This is a genomic window from Kribbella sp. NPDC048837 (genome assembly GCF_055586945.1).
The window spans coordinates 59,416-78,796 of the sequence record NZ_JBVJHF010000018.1 but is presented as its reverse complement, the minus strand read 5'-3'; the positions used below and the strand labels follow the sequence as shown (position 1 = coordinate 78,796).

At 67.0% G+C, this 19,381-nt stretch carries 21 protein-coding genes and 1 pseudogene; 7 read left to right on the top strand and 15 right to left on the bottom strand.

What is annotated here, in order from left to right:
* Positions 1-881: 881 nt before the first annotated feature.
* The 5 genes and pseudogenes from ACZ6O0_RS43590 to ACZ6O0_RS43570 form a co-directional block, all read right to left on the bottom strand.
* Positions 882-1,346, bottom strand: coding sequence for a hypothetical protein (locus ACZ6O0_RS43590; RefSeq protein WP_465771003.1), 465 nt, complete (start codon positions 1,344-1,346; stop codon positions 882-884).
* A gap of 3 nt (positions 1,347-1,349) precedes the next feature.
* Positions 1,350-1,610 (bottom strand): annotated as a pseudogene (locus ACZ6O0_RS43585) (hypothetical protein); the annotation flags it as partial.
* Positions 1,611-2,308: 698 nt separating this feature from the next.
* Entirely contained in the window at positions 2,309-3,676 is a 1,368-nt protein-coding gene (locus ACZ6O0_RS43580; protein WP_465771002.1) for a mycothione reductase, read from the bottom strand.
* Positions 3,677-3,720: 44 nt separating this feature from the next.
* Positions 3,721-4,383: a DUF6766 family protein gene (locus ACZ6O0_RS43575; protein ID WP_465771001.1), complete on the bottom strand. Its 663-nt coding sequence runs from the start codon at positions 4,381-4,383 to the stop codon at positions 3,721-3,723.
* A 211-nt stretch (positions 4,384-4,594) separates the two neighbouring features.
* Positions 4,595-4,747, bottom strand: coding sequence for a hypothetical protein (locus tag ACZ6O0_RS43570; protein ID WP_465771000.1), 153 nt, complete (start codon positions 4,745-4,747; stop codon positions 4,595-4,597).
* A gap of 7 nt (positions 4,748-4,754) precedes the next feature.
* Here ACZ6O0_RS43570 and ACZ6O0_RS43565 point away from each other — a divergent pair, with 7 nt between their 5' ends.
* Both ACZ6O0_RS43565 and ACZ6O0_RS43560 read left to right on the top strand, forming a co-directional pair.
* Positions 4,755-5,450 (top strand): hemerythrin domain-containing protein, encoded by a 696-nt coding sequence (locus tag ACZ6O0_RS43565; protein ID WP_465770999.1) that lies wholly within the window; start codon positions 4,755-4,757, stop codon positions 5,448-5,450.
* 126 nt (positions 5,451-5,576) lie between these two features.
* On the top strand, positions 5,577-6,035 hold the full coding sequence (locus tag ACZ6O0_RS43560) for an SRPBCC family protein (RefSeq protein WP_465770998.1): 459 nt from the start codon (positions 5,577-5,579) through the stop codon (positions 6,033-6,035).
* A 42-nt stretch (positions 6,036-6,077) separates the two neighbouring features.
* Here the strand turns inward: ACZ6O0_RS43560 and ACZ6O0_RS43555 are convergent, their stop codons facing one another.
* The 6 genes from ACZ6O0_RS43555 to ACZ6O0_RS43530 all read right to left on the bottom strand — a co-directional run bounded on the left by ACZ6O0_RS43555 (position 6,078) and on the right by ACZ6O0_RS43530 (position 9,646).
* The gene (locus ACZ6O0_RS43555) at positions 6,078-6,749 is read right to left on the bottom strand and encodes a GAF and ANTAR domain-containing protein (protein WP_465770997.1); all 672 of its coding nucleotides are present in this window, start codon (positions 6,747-6,749) and stop codon (positions 6,078-6,080) included.
* Between the two features lie 136 nt (positions 6,750-6,885).
* Complete coding sequence (locus ACZ6O0_RS43550; RefSeq protein ID WP_465770996.1) at positions 6,886-7,686, bottom strand: YihY/virulence factor BrkB family protein; 801 nt, start codon at positions 7,684-7,686, stop codon at positions 6,886-6,888.
* Positions 7,626-7,874 carry a hypothetical protein gene (locus ACZ6O0_RS43545; protein ID WP_465770995.1) on the bottom strand — a complete coding sequence of 83 codons (249 nt, stop codon included), beginning with the start codon at positions 7,872-7,874 and terminating at the stop codon, positions 7,626-7,628. Before ACZ6O0_RS43545 ends, ACZ6O0_RS43550 begins: the two co-directional genes overlap by 61 nt.
* Positions 7,874-8,506: a DUF3618 domain-containing protein gene (locus ACZ6O0_RS43540; protein ID WP_465770994.1), complete on the bottom strand. Its 633-nt coding sequence runs from the start codon at positions 8,504-8,506 to the stop codon at positions 7,874-7,876. Before ACZ6O0_RS43540 ends, ACZ6O0_RS43545 begins: the two co-directional genes overlap by 1 nt.
* Positions 8,482-8,907 (bottom strand): phage holin family protein, encoded by a 426-nt coding sequence (locus tag ACZ6O0_RS43535; protein WP_465770993.1) that lies wholly within the window; start codon positions 8,905-8,907, stop codon positions 8,482-8,484. Before ACZ6O0_RS43535 ends, ACZ6O0_RS43540 begins: the two co-directional genes overlap by 25 nt.
* Before the next feature lies 1 nt (position 8,908).
* The gene (locus tag ACZ6O0_RS43530) at positions 8,909-9,646 is read right to left on the bottom strand and encodes a hypothetical protein (protein WP_465770992.1); all 738 of its coding nucleotides are present in this window, start codon (positions 9,644-9,646) and stop codon (positions 8,909-8,911) included.
* 508 nt (positions 9,647-10,154) lie between these two features.
* Between ACZ6O0_RS43530 and ACZ6O0_RS43525 the strand changes: the two genes are divergently transcribed.
* Positions 10,155-10,520, top strand: a complete 366-nt coding sequence (locus ACZ6O0_RS43525; protein WP_465770991.1) for a PRC-barrel domain-containing protein — start codon at positions 10,155-10,157, stop codon at positions 10,518-10,520.
* An 867-nt stretch (positions 10,521-11,387) separates the two neighbouring features.
* Here ACZ6O0_RS43525 and ACZ6O0_RS43520 read toward each other — a convergent pair.
* Together ACZ6O0_RS43520 and ACZ6O0_RS43515 are read right to left on the bottom strand one after the other, a co-directional pair.
* Positions 11,388-12,026, bottom strand: coding sequence for a sigma-70 family RNA polymerase sigma factor (locus tag ACZ6O0_RS43520; protein ID WP_465770990.1), 639 nt, complete (start codon positions 12,024-12,026; stop codon positions 11,388-11,390).
* Between the two features lie 497 nt (positions 12,027-12,523).
* Positions 12,524-13,231: a hypothetical protein gene (locus ACZ6O0_RS43515; RefSeq protein ID WP_465770989.1), complete on the bottom strand. Its 708-nt coding sequence runs from the start codon at positions 13,229-13,231 to the stop codon at positions 12,524-12,526.
* Between the two features lie 374 nt (positions 13,232-13,605).
* On the opposite strand from ACZ6O0_RS43515, the gene ACZ6O0_RS43510 reads away from it, so the two are divergent.
* The 3 genes from ACZ6O0_RS43510 (at position 13,606) to ACZ6O0_RS43500 (ending at position 16,357) form a co-directional block, all read left to right on the top strand.
* The gene (locus tag ACZ6O0_RS43510) at positions 13,606-14,490 is read left to right on the top strand and encodes an SDR family oxidoreductase (protein WP_465770988.1); all 885 of its coding nucleotides are present in this window, start codon (positions 13,606-13,608) and stop codon (positions 14,488-14,490) included.
* 285 nt (positions 14,491-14,775) lie between these two features.
* Complete coding sequence (locus ACZ6O0_RS43505) at positions 14,776-15,132, top strand: hypothetical protein (RefSeq protein WP_465770987.1); 357 nt, start codon at positions 14,776-14,778, stop codon at positions 15,130-15,132.
* Between the two features lie 517 nt (positions 15,133-15,649).
* Complete coding sequence (locus tag ACZ6O0_RS43500; protein WP_465770986.1) at positions 15,650-16,357, top strand: hypothetical protein; 708 nt, start codon at positions 15,650-15,652, stop codon at positions 16,355-16,357.
* Between the two features lie 708 nt (positions 16,358-17,065).
* On the opposite strand, the gene ACZ6O0_RS43495 is transcribed toward ACZ6O0_RS43500, so the two are convergent.
* The gene (locus tag ACZ6O0_RS43495) at positions 17,066-17,983 is read right to left on the bottom strand and encodes an aminoglycoside phosphotransferase family protein (RefSeq protein ID WP_465770985.1); all 918 of its coding nucleotides are present in this window, start codon (positions 17,981-17,983) and stop codon (positions 17,066-17,068) included.
* Positions 17,983-18,297, bottom strand: a complete 315-nt coding sequence (locus ACZ6O0_RS43490; RefSeq protein ID WP_465770984.1) for a hypothetical protein — start codon at positions 18,295-18,297, stop codon at positions 17,983-17,985. Before ACZ6O0_RS43490 ends, ACZ6O0_RS43495 begins: the two co-directional genes overlap by 1 nt.
* A 229-nt stretch (positions 18,298-18,526) precedes the next feature.
* Between ACZ6O0_RS43490 and ACZ6O0_RS43485 the strand changes: the two genes are divergently transcribed.
* On the top strand, positions 18,527-19,345 hold the full coding sequence (locus ACZ6O0_RS43485; RefSeq protein WP_465770983.1) for an LLM class flavin-dependent oxidoreductase: 819 nt from the start codon (positions 18,527-18,529) through the stop codon (positions 19,343-19,345).
* Positions 19,346-19,381: the final 36 nt, after the last annotated feature.

Sequence of the window (19,381 nt, the reverse complement as noted above, 5' to 3'; positions counted from 1 at the left end):
ACCAGCGTGGGCAGCCGCGATGAGAGCGACAGCCCGGGCGCCTGGACCGAGCCTCGCCAGGCACCGGTCCTGAGTCAATGGAACAAGCAGCCGCGATCCGTGCCTTCGGCTGTCGCAGATCACCTGGCGGACGAGTGTCGCGCATCACCCGACGGAGGACATGCCGAGGCTAGTCCAGACTGCTGAGTTCGCCTCCTATGGATCAAGGGCGGTCTGCTCGCTGCGGGCGACATACCGCCGGCCCGCCGTCCTCGCTCGCGCACAATTAGAGCGCACAACGACCTTGCGCGATCCGGTAAGCCAGCTCTTGCGGCACAGGCGAGCAACCGTTAGGCGCACCCCGTAGCACCAGCCTGCAGCGCCGCTTGGCTCGTCACGGGCGTCTGTCGGCGACACCACGTGATCGGCACGCTGGGCCCTTGATCCGCTCCACTCCGACCTACGATCGGCAGCTACGGGGTGGGCCAGGACGTGTACGGGTTATTCAGCTGCGGCATGACCCGCCGTTCAGCCACTCGAGGAGCGACATGGTTGTCTTCGGCAGGGCGCGCTTGATCTCCGCACGCAACAAGTCGGGTCCATGCCCGCATTCGGGACGACGTTCGTACATGGGCGATGTTGCCCCCGGACAGACGTCGGCGTGCCGAGTCTCGGCGGAATGGTCAGCGCGCACACGCAGCCCACGCTGCGCCGGCAGTTTGGCACGTATTCAGTGACAATCAACCGCACGCTTCGGACCACCTGTCCATCCTGATCGTCCACGACAGCTCCACCCGATGCTCTCCCGCCGGCGGCGTCTTAACGAACACTTCCAAGCCGCGGGAATGCCGGATTGTCCGGATCCAGGGGTTGCGGTGGTGCCGCCGTGCGACGGTCGCGGCTCACAGCCCAGGACCCCGATCGGGCGGTTCAAGATCGAGGACCGGTATGGCGCCAGCCTGGCGTTGTTGTCTTCGGAGCTGGTGGTAGTCGGCTAGAGGGCGCGTGACGAGGAGAGCGTCGTGCAGAAGCTGCCGACCATCCGTGGAGCTAGACAAGGCGCTTGGCGCAACCGGCAATTCGACAGCCCCCACACGTTTGAATGACCGGGACAGATCGTCCAGGAAACCGACAGCTGCTCGCTGTCCGGCCTCACCGTCTGTCAGTGCGACGATCGCCGAGTCGGTGGCGGCGTACCGACCGAGGATCCGTGTCTGTTCGGCTGACAGCAAGGAGTCGCACAGTGGGATCCGGGCCCACCTGCCGAGGGTGAGTCGGCTGATCCGTTCGATCGCGACAGCATCCAGTGGATCGTTCACCAGCACCGGGACCGCGCCCTGCGACAGGAGATCCATCTGCTCTGCCACACCCACGAGGCTGGCAGACCGACGGTGCACCTGGGTTGCAGGCGAGGTCGCGTAGTACGGCGCAGGTTTGGCCCGGACACCGACGAAGCCGACGGTCTCCAACTGGTCGTTTCGTGCGGGGAACATCAGCTGATCGCGAAAGCGATCAACAGTTCGCCCCTCCGGGGTCAGGAGTCCAAGGCCGGCGTTCCGCACGCACTGGAGATCAAAGCCACGTGCCCTCAGATGGTCTGTCAGCCCCGACCGCGCATCCGGCGCATAACCAACAGACCAGGCTGACCCTTGGGTCCAGCAACTCCGTCACGCCTGCGCGTTTCAAGTAGTCGCGTGCCCACCCTCTCCGTCCCCGAAGCAACTCTCGGCGAAAGAAGCTCGCCGCGGCGCGATTGACCTCGAGCAAGCGTCGCCGTTGCGCGATGGTCGGCACGGATCCCGGATCAGGCGGCTGCCGGTTCACGATGCCTCCGGCAACTTCGAGTCATTCCCATGCCTCGACTGTCGCCGCGACACTGCCCAGTCGGAACCCGGCTTCGAACTTCCAGGACTCCTGGCTTGCTACGTCTCAGACTGGCCGAACGCAAGCAGCGGAACGTCGTACAGCCCCGGCTGGCGCGGCCGCGAGAACGTCGGCCCGGTCACTGCGACCAAATACAACTCAATAAGAAATTGAATCGTGGCTCCCAGGAGATGACTCGTGTGGGCTGTCGCCGAATGCGCCTTCAATCACAGACCTGGACCGCCCGATCGTTGACCGGAACGGCACCGCAACGTTCCGGATCCCGATGACACAGACATGGGGTCCAAGTCGAGGACCAATGGTTCTGTCTGGCGGGTCATGCAAGCCCGCATCTCGCCGGTTGAAAACCGTCGATCAGGAGGCGCTGCAGATCCCTTGGAAGTCCGGATGGTCCTTCACGACAGTGGGCAGCCGCCAGGTACAGCGCCGTTCCGCACACCAGGACTCAGGTATCGAGTTGGCGTAGTGCGTTGCTGATGACTTCGGTGAGCGCTGGATGGATCCAGTAGGGGCGCTCGGCAAGGGTCTTGGCATCGAGATCGAGGGTTATGGCTAGCACCAAGGGCTGGATCAGGGTCGCGGCCTGCGGGCCCATGATGTGTGCGCCGAGCAGACGACCTGTGTCGCGGTCAGCGAGCACCTTGCAGAACCCGGTGGTGTCGTCCATCGCCCATCCATAGGCGACATCGGCGAATCGGGTGCTCGCGGCAACATAATTCCGCGACGCGTCGCGGCACTCCTGCTCAGTCGCGCCCACCGACGCGATCTGCGGATCGGTGAAGACCGCGGCCGGTACGACGTCGTGGTCAGTCGCGCGCAGGTGGCCCGGATGGAGCAGATTGTGCGCGACCACCTCGGCCTCGCGGTTCGCGACATGCTTGAGCGGGTACGGCGTACACACGTCGCCTAGCGCGAACACCCCGTCGACCTCGGTGCGCTGGTACTTGTCGACGACGATGCGTCCGTCGTGGTGCGTGCTGATGCCGGCCTTGCCGAGATCGAGCCTGTCCGAGTTGGGGACTCGACCGACAGCAACCAGGAGGGTGTCGGCCGTGAGGGTCGTCCCGTCATCGAGCACCAGCCGCAACGCGCCGGGATCACCCTCGAGCTTCGTCAGCTCGCGGCCGAGGTGCAGCTCGAAACGATGTCGAGCCAGCTCGGTGTAGGCCTCCCCGACGGATTCATCCTGCGGTCCGAGCAATCGCTCTGTCTGCTCGATGACGACGATCTCGCTGCCGGCGGCGCCGAAGACGTGAGCGAACTCAGCCGCGACATATGACCCACCAAGGATTGCCAGACGCCGCGGCGGCCTGTCGATCCGCATCATCGTGTCCGATGTCTCGTACGGAAGACCCGAGGTGATCACCGGCGGCGGAATCACCGGACGGCCGCCCGCGGCGATCACAATCCGGTCGGCCTCCACCGCGACCGACTCGTCGCCCATCTCGATCTGCAATCTGGTCGGCCCGAGGAACCGAGCATGTCCCGGGTAGACCGTCACGAAGTCGCTCGCCTCGCGACCTGCGCGGCCTTTTGCCTCCTCGGCATCGATCCGCTCGAAGACCCGGTCCCGGAGCCCGGTCCAGCGCAATCCCAGCAGCTCGGCGTCGACGTCGTACCGCCCGGCCTCGCGAACGGTGCCGGCCACCTCGGCGGCGTACGCGAGCATCTTCGAAGGGATGCATCCGAAGTTCAGGCACGTCCCGCCGAACCGGCGCTCCTCCACGATGGCGACATCCAGGCTCGCGAACGAATCATCGACCACCATGTTGCCGGACCCGGCGCCGATGACGACCACATCGTGATGGCGCATGCGGCCGCTCGACGCGCGTGGAGGTGACATGAGGGCCTGCCGTGTCAATCGCCGGTCTCGGCGTTCGGGGCGTGCACAGGTTTGGATTGCGACGACTTGCGTTGCCGGAGGTAGACCGAGCCCCCGACGATCGCCGCAACGGCAAGGAACTCGCTCTGCCAGTTCTGGAACGACTCGAACCAGAACTGCGACGTCCGGACGTACTGCCAGGCGGTCACCGCCTGGCCGCCGTGCAGCTGCTGGTCCTCGCTGTACGCACCCGCACCGGTCACCGCATGCAGCCAGAACGACAGCAGGAAGACGACTCCGAAGGCGATCGCGAGCGAGTTCTCGTACAGCCTCAGCACCAGCTCCGAACCGCGGCGTACCGGCCAGGGAGCCTTGGGGTCGTCGCGGTGGTCGCGCGGGTCCTCGTCCTGCGGCGCGGCCTTGTCGATCGGCCGGGATTCCGCGGAGCCCTTCTGGACCAGGAACGTCGTGAGCAGCACGTACATCCCCATCTGCAGGAACTCCGACTCCCAGTTCTCGAAGACCGTCTCACCGAACGACGACGAGCCGGCGTACTCGCGCAGCGACTGAGTCGGCCGGCCGTGGTCGGACAAGTCCGCGTTCTCGTGCGCATGCCCGGTCAGCAACACGCCGAGCATGAACAACGCGAACAAGCCCAGATTCACCAGCGCCAAAGCGCGGAGCCGCACCCAACGCATCCATACCATCCGATCGCTCTGTTTCGCCGCCGTCGGTGAGCTGGCGGGCGACCTTGACATGCCGGGTGACATCTGGGCTGCGGCCGAACTGCTCGCCCACGTGCTCCGCAGTGGCGAGATCGTCCGGCGTAGGCCGGCCCAGATGTCCTGCACCCGATCCCGACCCTGGCCGGTACCCACCACTCCCCCGCCTCAGTCACCTGGCGGGCGGTCAGCGAGGTACGTCGCCGCGCCAGGAGCCGGTCTCGTTGCCTCGGCCCTCGATGAAGTCCTTGAACCGCCGGAGATCGCCCTTCCCCCGGCCTTCGACGACGCCGAGCTTGTCGCCCACTTTCTCCAGGAAGCCCTCCGGGTCGATGTCCATCTGCGCGGTGACCCGGCTGGTGGTGTCGGACAGCTTGTGGAAGGTGACCGGTACCCCCGGCCACCCACCACGTGCCGAGGGCTGCGTGAGTGAATGCGCTGCGGGTACCGGTGCCGCACCTGACCAAGTTCGAGAGGACGCTGAGATGCCCGTTGACGTTGTCGATCTGATCATGCAGGACCACCGCGAGGTCGAGCGGCTCTTCGACGAACTCAAGGAACACCCGGAGAAGCGGCCGAATCTGTTGCCAGTGCTCACCACCTTGCTGACCGCGCACAGTCGCGCCGAGGAGGCCGAGGTCTACCCTGTCGCGGCCGCCGAGGCCGGTGAGAGGGAAGAGGTGTCGCACAGCCAGCAGGAGCACATCAAGGCCGATCAGCTGCTGGCGAAGCTGGCGAAGACCGATCCGACGTCTGCCGACTTCGACAAGGCTCTCCAGAACCTGGTCGACGCGGTCTCACACCATGTCGAGGAAGAAGAGACCAAGGTCTTGCCGGGGATGCGCTCCAACCTGTCAGACCAGCGCCGCGGCGAACTCGGCGAAGCCTTCGCCGCCAGCCGCAAACAACACCTCGGCGAGCAGCCGGGCGATATGACCCGCGACGAACTGGCGCAGCAGGCGAAGAACGCCGGCATCCCGGGCACCTCCGGCCTGAGCAAGGACGCACTCGAGAACAAGGTGCAGAGCGAGGCCGACCGCTGATTCTCCGACGCGCTGGGTTGTCCAATCCCGGACCGCGGTTTCTCAGCCGGGGCCGAGGGCACCAGGAAGAGTGAATCGACTGCGAGGAGGGCAACTCGGATGGCAGATCACGAAGCGTCGACGACGGTGGATGTTGCCCCGAACGTTCTGTTCGACTATCTCTCCGACGTCGAGCGCTTGCCCGAGTATCTTCCCTGGCTGACCGACGTACATCTGACCGAGCCACGGCCTCCGGAAGCGCAAGGCATGGAAGCACGACTGCCTCGGCAACCGGTGCACGAAGAGGTAGAAGTCACGGCGGAGGTGCCCGTCGGCGAACGATCCGATCAGGTACGCGGCGCGGCGTGGATCGATATCGTCGAGGAGATCCGCAGCCTCCAGTGGGGTGCATCCGGCGAATCGGGCTACCACGGCGAACTCGACGTCGACTTCGTTGCCGATGGCACCTCACTCCTCACCGTCCGGCTGCACACCACCCATTCCACCGGCCAGGCGATCGACGACCAGCTGCACCGCGCTCTCGAAGCCATCAAGACCACTGTCGAACGGCCATCCGGGAGCGCCGGCGACACCCCACAGGCCTGACCCACGGGCATCAGGCACTACGCGGACTTGTAGGGAGATCCGTTATCCGTGGGTGGCCGCGATGAGGCGTCTGGCGATCTCGCGCAACTTCACGTTGCCGTCCTGGGACAGCCGGGTGAGGAAGGCGAACGCGCGCTCGTCGGTCAGGTGGTAGCGCTCCATCACGATGCCGACCGCCGTACCGATCATCGTGCGGGTGCCGATCGCCTCGCGCAGGTTGTGGATCTCCCGGGCGTAGTCGATCGCCGTCGCGGCCTGGTGCCGGAACAGCTCGCCGAGGACGCCGAGATCGCGGAAGGCGCCGACCTCGCGGGCGTACAGGTTCAGGGCACCCCGGGACTTCGGCCCGTTGAAGAGCGCGATCCCTGCCTGCGCACGGATCCCGGCAGCCACCGCACTCACGGCGTACCGGGGGAACCGTTCGTCGTGGGCCAGATCTGGTGACGCGACGTGCACGGCATCCGCGGCCGCCTCGTAGCACGGACCCTCCCGCAGCTCGTACTGCGCGGCATCGACACCCAGGAGCAGGTCGACGGTCGGCGCCGCCGTCTCCAACCGCCCGTCGGAGTGCAGGATCGTGATACTCGCGTACTCCGTGTCCGGCAGCGTCTCCACCGCCGCGGCCGTGATGCGACCGAGCGTGTGGTCGAGATCGCCGGCAGTCAGTTTCTCCGCCAGCCGCCCTGCCATCCCCAAGAGCTGGTCCTCATTCACGACCCCGCCGGTACCCCAATCCTCGCACCCACGCACGGCGCGCCGAGGATTCAAGTGATGAGACCTCGGCACTGGCACCACACGCGGTTACGAGCCTGTACGGGACAGTCACCGCCAGGCCAGGTGGGTTGAAACCTCAGCCCACCCGGCCGCTCATTGATACCCGGCCCGAACTGCTACTTCGGGATGGAGTCAGCTTTGACTGCGTTGCGCTGGCCGAGGGGGCGTGGGTCGCCTGAGTGGTGTCGCGGGCGGTCTGCTGTTCGGCTTCGGCGCTGATCTCGGCTCCGAGGAGTACGGCGTACGCGGTGAGCCAGAGCCACAGCATGAGGACCACGACCGCGGCCAGGCTTCCGTAGGTCTTGGCGTAGTTGCCGAAGGTCTCGACATAGATCGAGATACCGATCGAGGCGATCAGCCAGATGACGGTAGCGACGACGGCGCCGACGGACACCCAGCGGATGCGCGGCGCGTCCCGGTCCGGTCCCAGCCGGTAGACGACGGCAAGCGCGACCATGATCAGTACGACGGCCAGCACCAACCGACCCGCGGCCAGCAGGATCCGGACCGGCGTTGCGACGTCACCCCCGATCGCCGCGCCGGCCGCGAACAGGGCGATCGCGAGCAGGACAAACACGATCGCGCCCAGTGTCATCCCCAAAGCAAGCAGCTTTCGGCGGACGAAGCCGCGCGTCGCCTGCTCGTCGTACGCGAGGTTCACCGCGGTCAGCAGGTATCCCACGCCTCCCGATGCGCTCCACAACGCGGCCACGACCGCAATCGCGACACCGATGCCCAACCCCTGCCGCGGCGCCGAGGTCAGAGCGTCGAGTTGCTGGAGCAACAGATCGCGCCCTGACGCCGGCATCGCCGCGGTCAAATCCTTGGCCTGGTTGCGGATCTGCGACGGATCCGCAACCAGACCATAGGCCAGCACCCGGCGACGACGGCAGGAAACAGCGAGAGGAAGCCGAAGAACGCGACGCCGGCCGCCAGCAGCGGAACCTGGTCGGCCTTGGCCTCAGCCCAGGCACGCCGGATCACCTGCCGCCAGCCGGTCGCCGGAATCTCCGTCGGCTTGCCGGCATCCACTCCCGGAACGTCCGGCCGTCGTTCGCCATTCATCAGCTCGAGGAACTCGCCTGCCGGACGTTGTCCGCCGAATCCTTGGCCCCGTCCGAGACCTGCTGAGCCGCCGAGCGGCCCTCGTCCGCCACGTCGGTCGCTGCCTGCGACGCGGACTGCTTGATGTTCTCGACGGCCTGCTGCGCCGGCTCCTGAAGGTTCTCCTTCACCTCTTGCGCGACCTGCGCGGCCTGCTCCTTGACCGGACCGGCGGCCTCCATGGCCTTGTCCTTGGTGTCCTGGGCCAGCTCACGTTCCCGCGTCGAGGCAGGGAGTGCGGCGGCCGCGACCCACCCTGCCGCGAAGGCGATCAGCCCGGCGGCCAGCGGCGTACCGCGAGTCCGTGACCGGGCCATACCCGGCGCTGAACCGACAGCGTCACCGACCTTGCTGCCCGCGTCCTGCACCGTCGACACTGCCGAACCGGTGGTGTCGCTCACGGATCCTCCCACCAACTCCGCCGAGCCCATCAGGTGCTCCTTCAGGCGGTGCACCCCGCCACGAGCCCGGTCGACCCGCCGGCCGACAACGCGACTGGGGCTGACCTTCTCCGTCAAGGCGTCCACGTCGCGACCCACGTTGCGCCGCGTCTGCTCGATGTTCCGCTTCAGCTCTTCCGGGTCTTCAGCCATTTCGCGTCCTCCTTGAGTGTTTCGACCGTCAGGTCGGGCTTCGGGTTGACTTCGCGGAGCTCCTTGCGTCCCGTCGTCGCGAGTACGGCGGCCACGACCGCCCAGATCGCGGCGACGATGAGCGCTGCCCAGATCAGATCCATCGCCTCGTCCAGCGCCCACATCACCGTGAGGGAGACGAAGAGGGCCACCATCCAGCCGGCGAAGGCCGCGCCGCCGAGCATGCCGGCGCCCTTGCCTGCCTTCTTCGCCTCCGCCTGGAGCTCGGCCTTGGCCAGCGCCAACTCCTGCCGGGTCAGCTGGCCCAGGTCGGTGGTGAGCTGGGAGACCAGCTCACCGACCGACTCGTCCATCGATAACCGCTGCGGACCGCTCCCCTGTGGTGATCCGTCGACAGTCATCTCAGTGCTCCGATCCCGGACCGAACCTGGGAGTGACAGGCGCACCCGGGTCCGGGTCGGATGCCACCGGCGTCGGCATCGGAGGCGGCGCTGAGGTCGGGGCGACCGGCGGTGCACTCATCGGCGCCGACGGCGGTGGGACCAGGTAGTCGTCAACGGTCGACCGCTCGGGCATGCCGTTGCCGCTGAGCGATCCATTGCTGCTCGCCGTCGCACTGCTGTCCGGCGTACTGGTTCCGCCTGATGCCAGGGCTCGCGTGAGGCGGCCGGCGACCACGCCGGCGGCCGCGGCGACCAGGAGGAACGTGCCCGGCTTGCGCCGCGCGAATCCGCGGACCTCTTCCAGCAGGTCGCCAGGCTCGTGCTGCTGCAGGTAGTCCGCCGCCTGGTCCGTGAAGTCCGCACCGTGGCGTGCCAGCTGAGCCCCCAGGCCGGACTGACCGTGCTCGGCCATCCCGCGCAGCTCATCACTCACCGAACGAAGTCCGTTGGCGGCCCGATCCTTCTGCCGGCTCGCCTGCCCGACCAGCTCGTCCCGGGTCTGACTCGCCAGCCGCATGGTCTGCTCACGGACATCCGACGTCACGTCCGATGCCTTCTCCTTGACCGTTCCCGCAACCTGGCGAGCGGCCTCCGCCGATGTCTCCTTCAACTGCCCGGCTTCGTCCCGGGTGGTCTCGGCGACCCCTTCTGTGGGCGGACTGTCCGAGTCCATCCGATGGTTCGTCGTACGCGTCATGTGACGGCTCCTTCCAGGAGCGTTTGATGGGCGCCGCGAGGCGCGTCTGATCCGCCGTCGAGAACGACGGCAACAGGATGTGAAAAGGGGGTGCCTAGGCCGAAGGGCGCAGGGCGCAGCATCTCTGCCTCGCAACAAGGACTTACGGAAATGGCACTCTGCCGTACCACCACGGAAACTAGCCGCCCGGTACCCGCCACCAAACGCCCAAACCACGCAATGCGTTGAGCATCCGGTCAGCCCAAGGGGTACTCGGGCTTGCACTCAACTGAGCAACACTTCGTCCACACCGCTGCGAACCTTGCCAAGTAGGAGGCCGCTTCGCGACCACAGGCCGAGTCAGCGATTGCCTCCCAGTAGCCGGCGAGACGCTCGAAGGTCGCCGACCGAACATGCACGCGTCGGTGGGACCGGACAGAGCGCAGGTGTACGCGCATACAAGGAACACGGTGGGGTACCGCACGCCCGCGGTCATCGGGACCGTCCCCTGTGCGGAAGGAAGGCAACCATGAGCACATTCGACCCGTGGAGTTACCGCGAGGATGCCGGCTACACCCAGGACACCAACATGGTCGGGTACAAGATCGCAGCCACCGATGGTGACATCGGCAAGGTCGACGAAGCGACGGACGACGTCGGCGCCGCGTCCATCGTGGTCGACACCGGCCCGTGGATCCTCGGCCGCAAGGTCCTCCTGCCCGCCGGCGTCGTCCAGCGGATCGACCACGCCGACGAGAAGGTCTACGTTGACCGCACCAAGGACCAGATCAAGGACGCCCCTGAGTACGACCCCGACACCTCCGACTACGACGACCGCGACTACCACGACCGCGTGGGCAACTACTACCGCGACTACTACAAACGCGGCATGTAATCCCCAGTAGCTTGCGCCGGCCTCATCTCTGAGGTCGGCGCAGCTGCATAATAGTTGCCTCTATCAACTTTTCGCTTGCAGCGGCAACCGCTCTGATGAGTCGGAACCAGTAGCCGACCAACCGCGTGATCGCGGAGGCGAGAGCCTTGCAGAGCGAGGTATTTAACCCGAGGCTTGAGGGGAACACCTGCGTCAGCCCGGCCTCTGGGCTCGAGACCGCGGGCCTGGCCCAGGTCGCGCGCGGTGACCGACGCAGCGCGCGCAGCCGCCTACAGCATCACAGGACAAGGCAGGCCCCGGTCAAGCAGTTCCGGACTTGGATTTGTGGCGACCTGCGTTGGCGGAGGTAGACGGAGCCGCCGATGATCGCCGCGACGGCGAGACGAGCACCACGTCGAGACCACCGAATGGATCGCTGCCGAACAGATCGTCTCCCGCAGCACCCCTAGCCACCGGAGCGAAGTTGCGCGACAGTTATACCGTCGGCCAAGCGGGCCCCTGGATTGCGACGTACTCGCCTCGCAGAATCAGGTCGACGCATGACGTTGCCCCGGACCCGGCACCTCTTCCCAGCTGACAACGGCTCCAGAGGTGATGCCATGGCCTCGGCAACAACATCCCCGACCAGGCCGAGAGAACGAGCCACGGCCCAGTCGGTGGCACGTGCGTACGGTGGTCCGGCCCACGGACAATCCTGGCCGATCACGGACGACGAACCACCAGAAGAAATCGACGTCGCCGCGGTCGGCCCCGTGTACCGGCTGATTCACCACCCTCGAACCCACCAGCCTGCCAAAGACCATCTCGGAAATTACCTCTACATGCCGATCAGCCCGCAAGCCGATGGCCATGGACCAAGACTTCCCATCAAGCGGCCAGTGCGGAGCGGAGGACGCCCATGATCCGGCTCAGGAGTCGCGAGACCTGCATCTGGGTGACTCCGATCTCGGAGGCGATCTCGGCTTGGCTCCAGTGATCGACCATCCGCCGGCGGAGGATCAGCTTGTCCCGAGCGCCCAGGTTCTCGACGGCCGGGCGTAGCGTCTCGAGCTGGACGACCAACTCGAAGGTGTCTTCCCGGTCGGCCACCATAGTGCCGATCGAAGTTGGCGAATCAGCACGGAGCGGAGCGTCCAGCGAGACCGGACGAAAACACCCAACGGCACTCTGCGCGTCTCTGATCTCCCCGACAGGTACGCCGATGCGATCGGCCAACTCTTGTTCGGTCGGCCACCGATGCAACCGCGCGGCCAGCTCGCCCTCGACGGCATTGATCGACGCCTGCAGGTTCTGGATCCGGCGCGGTGGCCGAACGGCCCATGCGTAATCCCGGAAGTGCCGCTTGAGCTCCCCCCGGATCGTCGGGAAGGCGTACGACCGGAAGTCCGTGTCCGGGCCGGGTTGATAGCCCTGCGCTGCTTTGACGAGACCGACGTACGCGACCTGGAAGAGTTCCTCGCGTTCGACCCCGCGGCCGTCGTACCGCAACGCGAGTGACCTCGCCATCGCTGTCCCCTGCAGAATGGCTTCTCGCAGGAGAGCCTCACGGCGATCGCCGACCTCACCCGAGGCCTGGCGGAGCAGAGTCTCAGTGATTGTGTGTTGGCTTTCCCATGACGCGGACGGCGCAGACACCGAGCGACTAGTCATCGCGATCAACCTGGGATGGCATCGTCACAACCGGCCGCGCTTTGACCACGACGATCGCGTTCCTCAGGCTCCTGTGATCGCGGTACCCATAGCCTTGACGCCCGAACCCACGGACGAGTCGTGTGATCCGCTCTCAAGTGCTCCGCCGGTTTCACCGCCACGTCCGGGCACTCTGCAGATGCAGGCGCACCTGGACAGGAAGGTCGACGATCTCGGCCCTTCAGCGACAGCGAGGCTGTCCGCCGAGCGTGCCGCCAGCACCAGCTAGGCTCCCCTGTCTGGCGAACGCGCGTGCCGCCGCGAGCCCGATGCCACTCGACGCTGCGGCCACCACGACGACGCGGGTCACGGCGTCAGCCGCTGGGGGTCGGGGGCGTGCGGGTCGCCTCCGGAGACGGTGCGTCCTGCGTCGGCGCCTGCGGTGTCCGTCGCGCCGCGCGGAGCACCCCGACGACGGCGCCGATGAGCCACAGCGCGAAGGCCACGGACGCCATGCCCCCGCTCCAGAAGCCGGACAGGCACAGCACGGCGACGGCGTAGGACGCCCAGGTCGCCCACGTCGGCAGGACGCGCGCCTGCCGGGCGATCCGCGTCGTGACGGCGACCATCACACCGCAGCCGATCAGCCCGGTGAGCGCGAGAACCTGCCCCGCCATGCCGAGCACGCGGACGGTGTCCGGGTCGGCGGTGAACTTGTCCGACCAGGCCGCGAACGCGCTCGCCACATCGAGTGAGACACCGGTGATCGTCAGCCCGCCGAACAGCGCCGCGGCCGGCACGATCGCGTGCGCGAGCGGGTCGCCTCCGGACAGTCGGTCCAGCACGCGTCGCAGACCGGTGGCGAACCAGAGCAGCAGCGCGACGCCCGCAGCGAGCACGGGCATCCCGATGCCGGCGGCGGTCTGGCGCGCGTCGTCGTTGAGCCTCTCGAGGATGTCCGAGTCCGACATGCCCGGGTTGTCGACGCCGACCAGGTAGCACAACGCCACCCCGACGACGAGCAGCACGATCGAAGCGGCGCCCGCCCATCCCGCGCGCCGAAGAGCTCGTGACTCGTCCATGCCACCTCCTACGGTCGCGGCCACGGGAGTGATCCCCCCAAGATCCGGCCCGCAGCGCGAAGTAGCCCCAGCCCGAGCATGCGCCCGTACCGCATCGCCAGCAAGGCGACGGCTCTCAGCGCTGGTCCAGGCGGACCGGGCAGGCGTTGGTGGCATCGATCCATTGCCGACCTCCTCCTGATGTCCTGGGTGAGGTCGTCGAGCTCCGTGTGGCGGTCTCTGATCGTGGACAGGGCTGATGGAAAGGGACATGCTGGGCCCAGCGCGGTCAGGTCTTGCGCTCGGCGATCGTGAGGGTCGCCACAGGTTCGCGTCCGTGCCGGGGGGCGGTTCGCATGCGCACAATCAGCAGTCGGCAGGACGGGTGAACGGAGATGCCACCTGATCGGAAGCCCACGGACCTGGCCGGCAGGAGAGTACTGATCACCGGTGCCACCGGCGGCATCGGCAAAGCGACAGCGCTCGGGCTGGCCACGATGGGTGCACGCGTCCTGATTACCGGACGAGACCGCGAACGCACCGAGGACACAGCTCTCGAAATCCGGGCAGCCGCCCGCGGCGGGGTCGAGGGATTCGTCGCAGACCTGTCCTCGCAGTCGGAGGTCCGGCGCCTGGCCGGCGAGGTCCTCCAGCGTCACCCAGAGATCGACGTGTTGATCAACAACGTCGGCGGCTACTGGAACAACCGCCACCTCACCGTCGACGGTCTCGAGCGCACCTTCGCCCTCAACCACCTCGCGCCGTTCCTGCTCACCAATCTGCTCCTCAAGAGCCTGAAGCAACCGGCCGCGGCTCGCGTCGTCACGGTCTCGTCCAACGCGCACACGATGGGCCGCATCGACTTCGACGACCTCCAGTGCGAACGGTCGTACTCCGGTGCCCGCGCCTACAACCAGTCCAAACTCGCCAACGTCCTGTTCACCTATGAACTGGCCAGAAGGCTGCGGGCCACCTCCGTCACCGCCAACGCCGTGCACCCCGGCTTGGTGAACACCGGGTTCGGAGCCGGCGACCCCGGCCGCGCCCAGCGACTCCTCGTTCCGGTCCTGCGGCCCTTCATGCAGACTCCGGCCCGGGGCGCCGCAACCTCGATCCACCTGGCCTCCGCCCCCGACCTCGAGCGCACGACGGGGCACTACTTCGCCAAAGGCAAGTCCACGAGATCCTCCGAACGCAGCTACGACGAGTCGGTCGCCGCACGACTGTGGGAGGTGAGCGCCGACCTGGTCGGCCTCACCACTCCAGCGGCCAGCACCTGACCGCTCGAGCCGCCGTACTGCGACCTCCCGCGCCGACAGATCCCCCACGCCAGGAACACCGGGCACGTCCCGGTCCTCCTCACAGCGCGCACATCGTTCCCGGCCCGGCCGCGGAGATTGAGGGCGAGTCCTTCGAAGCTGGTCACACCGAGGTTGGCACCAGGGTGTGCTTGCGCCGCGTCCCGCGCGCAGTACGGCGAGGCCAGCGCCGGTGCGACGAGGCCTTTCGCGGCGTGTCCATGAGGACGATGATGCCTGGTAGGACCGAAAGGAGGTGCCGGTTCGATGGCCAGCTTGGCGAGCTACCGGACACTGTTCGTGACAGCGATCGGACTGGACGGAACACCAGACCTCGAACACATCGTCGCCGTACGCTGGGACGCCGACGGCCGCGATCCGGAGGAGTCATCGGTCGCCGACTTCGTGTACTGGCTCGACCACGGCGAGGGCCGGGCGTTCGTACGGCGCACTGACGGCAATCGTGGAGCTCGGGTCCACGTCGACTCCGACGGGCACCAGCGCTACCTGCGCAGCCACAGCGACGAGCCCTCGCAACAGGACGAGCTGTTACTTCTACCGCAATTTCACGTCGGCAGGCCCGTCCGCCATCACAGCCAGGACAGCGGTCACCGCTGGCACTAGTCCGAGGTCGGCAGCCTGCTTGCCAACGGCACCGACGTCATCCGGACCACGGCAACTCAACCGATGCCAAAGGCAACTTTCACTCCGGGCTTTGCCGGCCCAGGGGCCTGTCGTACTGGCAATCCGGCGGCTCAGGCCCATGCACTGTAGTAAGCAGAAATCCAGCCCACGTAGGTCGTTCTGCCACGACTCCGCAACTTTCTTCGGCTCAGCCGCATCAAGGTCGGTAACGACCTACTGCTGGCATGGAGCCCGCAACCTGGGGGGATAGGTCACGAGAGGTTGCGACATGCGCGGTAGGCAAAGGCTCGTCCGTCGAGGCTCGGTAGTACTGAGCGCGGCTGCACTGTTGGCCGCCGGCTTGCTCCCCGGAGCCGCGGACGCTGTGACGACCACCACCGGCGAGGCAAGCGCCGGCAAGTGCGCGATGGATCTGGGATCGGTCACGGCTGGAGGTGATCACAGGTCGCAGCGCATCACTGCGACCTCGCCGCCGGCACGGACGAACGACCGTGTCGTGGCGTCCGATCTGTTCGACGATCAGGTGCGGCTCAGCGGTTCGATGTTCGCCTCCCCGGATCCGGGCGGAGTCTACGTCGCGGGCCATGTGATGATCGGCGCGACCCTGGTCTACAGCGGCTACACGCTCGTCATGGGCCGCGAACTCGACCGGGACTCGATCCGCCGCGAGGTCGACGGCGGCGACTACGGTGACATCGTCGCGTTCGAGGAGGCTCGCTATCGGGAGGGAACCTCCGTCCCGCGAACGACGCTCTACGGGCTGCGCGGCGACGGCGTGCTGCTCAGATGGACCTCCACCAGCGCGGGTTGGCGAGTGACCGGCACGTCCTCGGGCTTCGCGTCGGTGAAGGCGATCGCGTTGATCAGCAAGACCCGGACCTATGACACGTTCCTCGCGAACACCCGGGGCGGCGCGCTCTACACGATTCACATCCCGACGACGTCGCCGATGAAACTAGTGGTCAAACCGGTACGCGCCCGTACCTGGCAGGGTTTCGAATTCCTGATCGCGCAGAAGTGCGGCAACCAGGGGACCCTGCTGCTCGGCATCGACAAGGACACCCGATCGGCCTATCTGCACGCCGTCGGACACGCCAACGGCACCGCCACGGTCATCCAGGGCCTCGGCAAGGTCCCCGGCACGTTCAACGACCCGACCTACTTCCGCTGGGCCGCCCCCATCGACCCACTCGTAGGCGAGTAGGCACCTGACCCACCACCGCTCACTTCACCGGTGGTGGGTCAGTCGTCCGACTCTGCTCCAGCCTCAGGTCGGCTCTCCGATCAGGCGTCGAGTGCGGGTGCGTGCGCGGACGCCTTGGTCCCACGGCGGGACGTGGGGCCTAGCGGTCGACCACGACGGCGACCAATGACGCGAGGCCGGCGAGCTGCATGAGCGCGCACGCCGGAGATGGCCTGGGCGATCGCGAGGCACTGGATCGCCGAGCTACCTACGAAGATGGTGTAGATCTCTCCCAGCCTCGCGGAAGGTTTGCAGCAAAGGCACCGAACCCGGGTCTGACTGGACGTTTGCCTCGTAACATTCCTCGGCCGTGATCGTCGTTTGTTCTTGGCTCACGGAGCTGTGACGGAGCAGGTACTTGCCCACAGCAACCTTGGGCAGCGCATACCACGTAGCGCTCCAGGCAAGCACTGGCCTGGGCGCGGGTCATCTGGCCGCCGGCTGCACCGGGGAGTGGTCAGTCGGCCGAGTGCGCGCGGTGATGGAACCTCTTGCGGCCCTGGACTCGTGGTGGTCCACGCTCTCGGTTCGTTCCTGCCCCGGGTGGCTCCCCCGGCGAACTAGGACGGGATGCCGAGAGCGGTTCGGGGCGTGCAGGAGCCGGGAAAGCTTCGACAGGCGAGCGCTTGATCGACGAGGAGATCACCGGTGGATCATGACGATCCGCCGCTACTGGCCGCCGCCCGGGCCGTGGCCGCTGGCTGTTAGTCGATCTGCCTCGGTGAGCAACAGGTCGCCGAATGGCTGGAACCCGATCTGTCGGCTGTACAGGCCGCTGACGACGCGGTGGATCGTTCCCCACTCCCAGATCGCCGTGGCGTCTACACCAGTGTGGGCGGCCAGCCGCTTCGCCCTGGCGTGCAGGTCGTCGCCGGCGTCGGGATTGCATCGGATGATGGTGCCAAGGTCGTATGCTCGCTCAGCGCGCAGGCCGCCCGGATCGATGAGCTTGAACGTGCCGTCCGCTGCTTGAAGCACGTTGAGGTCGTGGACGTCGCCGTGGACGAGCACGGCGTGTCGGTCATCGTGGGCGCGGCGGCGACGATCCAGGCACCCGAGAGCGTCCTCGACTGTCGCTTCCGTGCACGCCCGACCCGTCTCTTCCCACAGTCGCGGCAGCAGGTCGGAGTACTCGCGTGCCTTGTCGGCGCCCGTCGGCAGGTCGACATCGGGGCTGACCGGCCGCCAGAGCCGGACAGCGACATCGCACATCAGGTCGTGCCGGGTCGCGGGATCAGGCACGACGTCGCAGATGGCAGCCCCGAGTCGCTCGAGCAAGAGTGCGCCGCGGTCCAGGTCGTCGCGCAGCAGGCTGGCGCAGCCGTCGCCGTCGGCGAGGCGCAACGCGGTCGCCTCGAAGGTGAGATCGCGCTGAGTCCCCGGAACGCCGACCTTGAGGACAGCCGCCGTTCCGTCAGCGAGTGTCGCCTCGACAACGAGCGCCGCGTGGCCGCCGCGCAACGTGGCGCCGATGGTCAATGACCACTCCCGCGCCAGAGATTCCACGATCGAGGGCAGCTCGTCGAGCCACGCGGCGTTTCCGTCGGCGACGACCTTGTTCCACACTTCATCGGGAACGTCGAGCATCACGTGGGCTCCTCCTGCGACGAGACTCGATCACCAGTCTGGGCCACCGTCAGGCCGGTGCGCGGCCGGTCGGCGCGGCCGGTCGGCGCCGTCGGTCGGCGCCGTCGGTCGGCGCGGTCGTCGGCGCGGTCGTCGGCGACGGGCCGGACCTGGCTGGGTTCGTGCGAGCCGACGTACACGCCGCCGCTGGTGCCGTTGGCGAGAAGTGCCTGCCACTGTCCGGTGCCGGTGCGGCGCTGATCGACCAGGAGAGCCGGCCGCCGACGCGTAACGCCAACCCTTGCCCGGTTCCCGGTCAGGAGGCAACCGGACATGAGAACGGCGATCGGCGCCGAACGGACGTGGATGGGATCTTTCGTCGGGTAGGTTTCCGGGACCGAAGGTGCCTGGTGATCTCGCAACCTCCGGACTGATCGCCGACCACGGCGGTTCATCTCCGATCGAAATGTCGACGTTCTTGGGCGGGGTTGTCGAATTCTGGGTAGCGGGTTCGTGGAGAGAGCAACCGGACCGAACAAGGTCCCAGACTCAAGGAGAACCACGATGAACGACCAGACCAGGCGCGCAACCAGACCATTCCGCTTCGGGGTCGTTGCGCCGATCGGTTCTGACCTGCCGACGTGGCGAGACCGGGTGCGCCGTATCGCCGACAGCGGTTACTCAACGTTGCTGATGCCCGACGTCCCTACATGGCAACCGACACTTGGCCCGACGCTGGCCACCGCGGCCGCGCTCACTGACCTGCGGATCGGCTCGTGGGTCTATGCCGCCGCGCTGCGCGAACCATGGAGCACAGCATGGGAGGCCCACTCACTCTCAGTCCTCACAGACGGCCGCTTCGAAATGGGCATCGGCGCCGGCCGACCCGGGATCGAAGTCGAGCTGGGGCTGCCTGCCGTCTCCCTAGCCGAGCGTCGTGCCAGGATGCGCGAGACCGTGGCCGCCCTGCGTACGTTCGACGGCCCCGAGCTGCACACGCCGGTGGTCATGGCGGTGAGCGGACCGAAGTCGCAGGCGCTGGCGCTCGAAGTCGCCGACGCCGTCACGTTCGTACTCTCACCCGACGACGATCGGGTCCAAACCACGAACCGGGTACGCGACTTCGCCGGCCGCCGCGACATCGAACTCGCCCAGCACGTCGCCGCCGTCGGTGACAGAGTCGCTCCGTTCATGGCGCCGCCCAACCTCGACACCGCAGCGCTCCGCGCGGCCGACTCGCTCGTCATCCTTCCGAGTGACCCCGCGGCAGCCGCCGAAGAAATCCAACGCCGACGCGAAGAGATCGGTCTCTCCTATTTCGTCATCGGTGCCGACTTTGCCGACACACTCGCGCCGGTCGTGACCAAGCTGGCCGGACAGTAGGCAGCACACGCCTCGCAGGTCGACAAGGCGACAGCG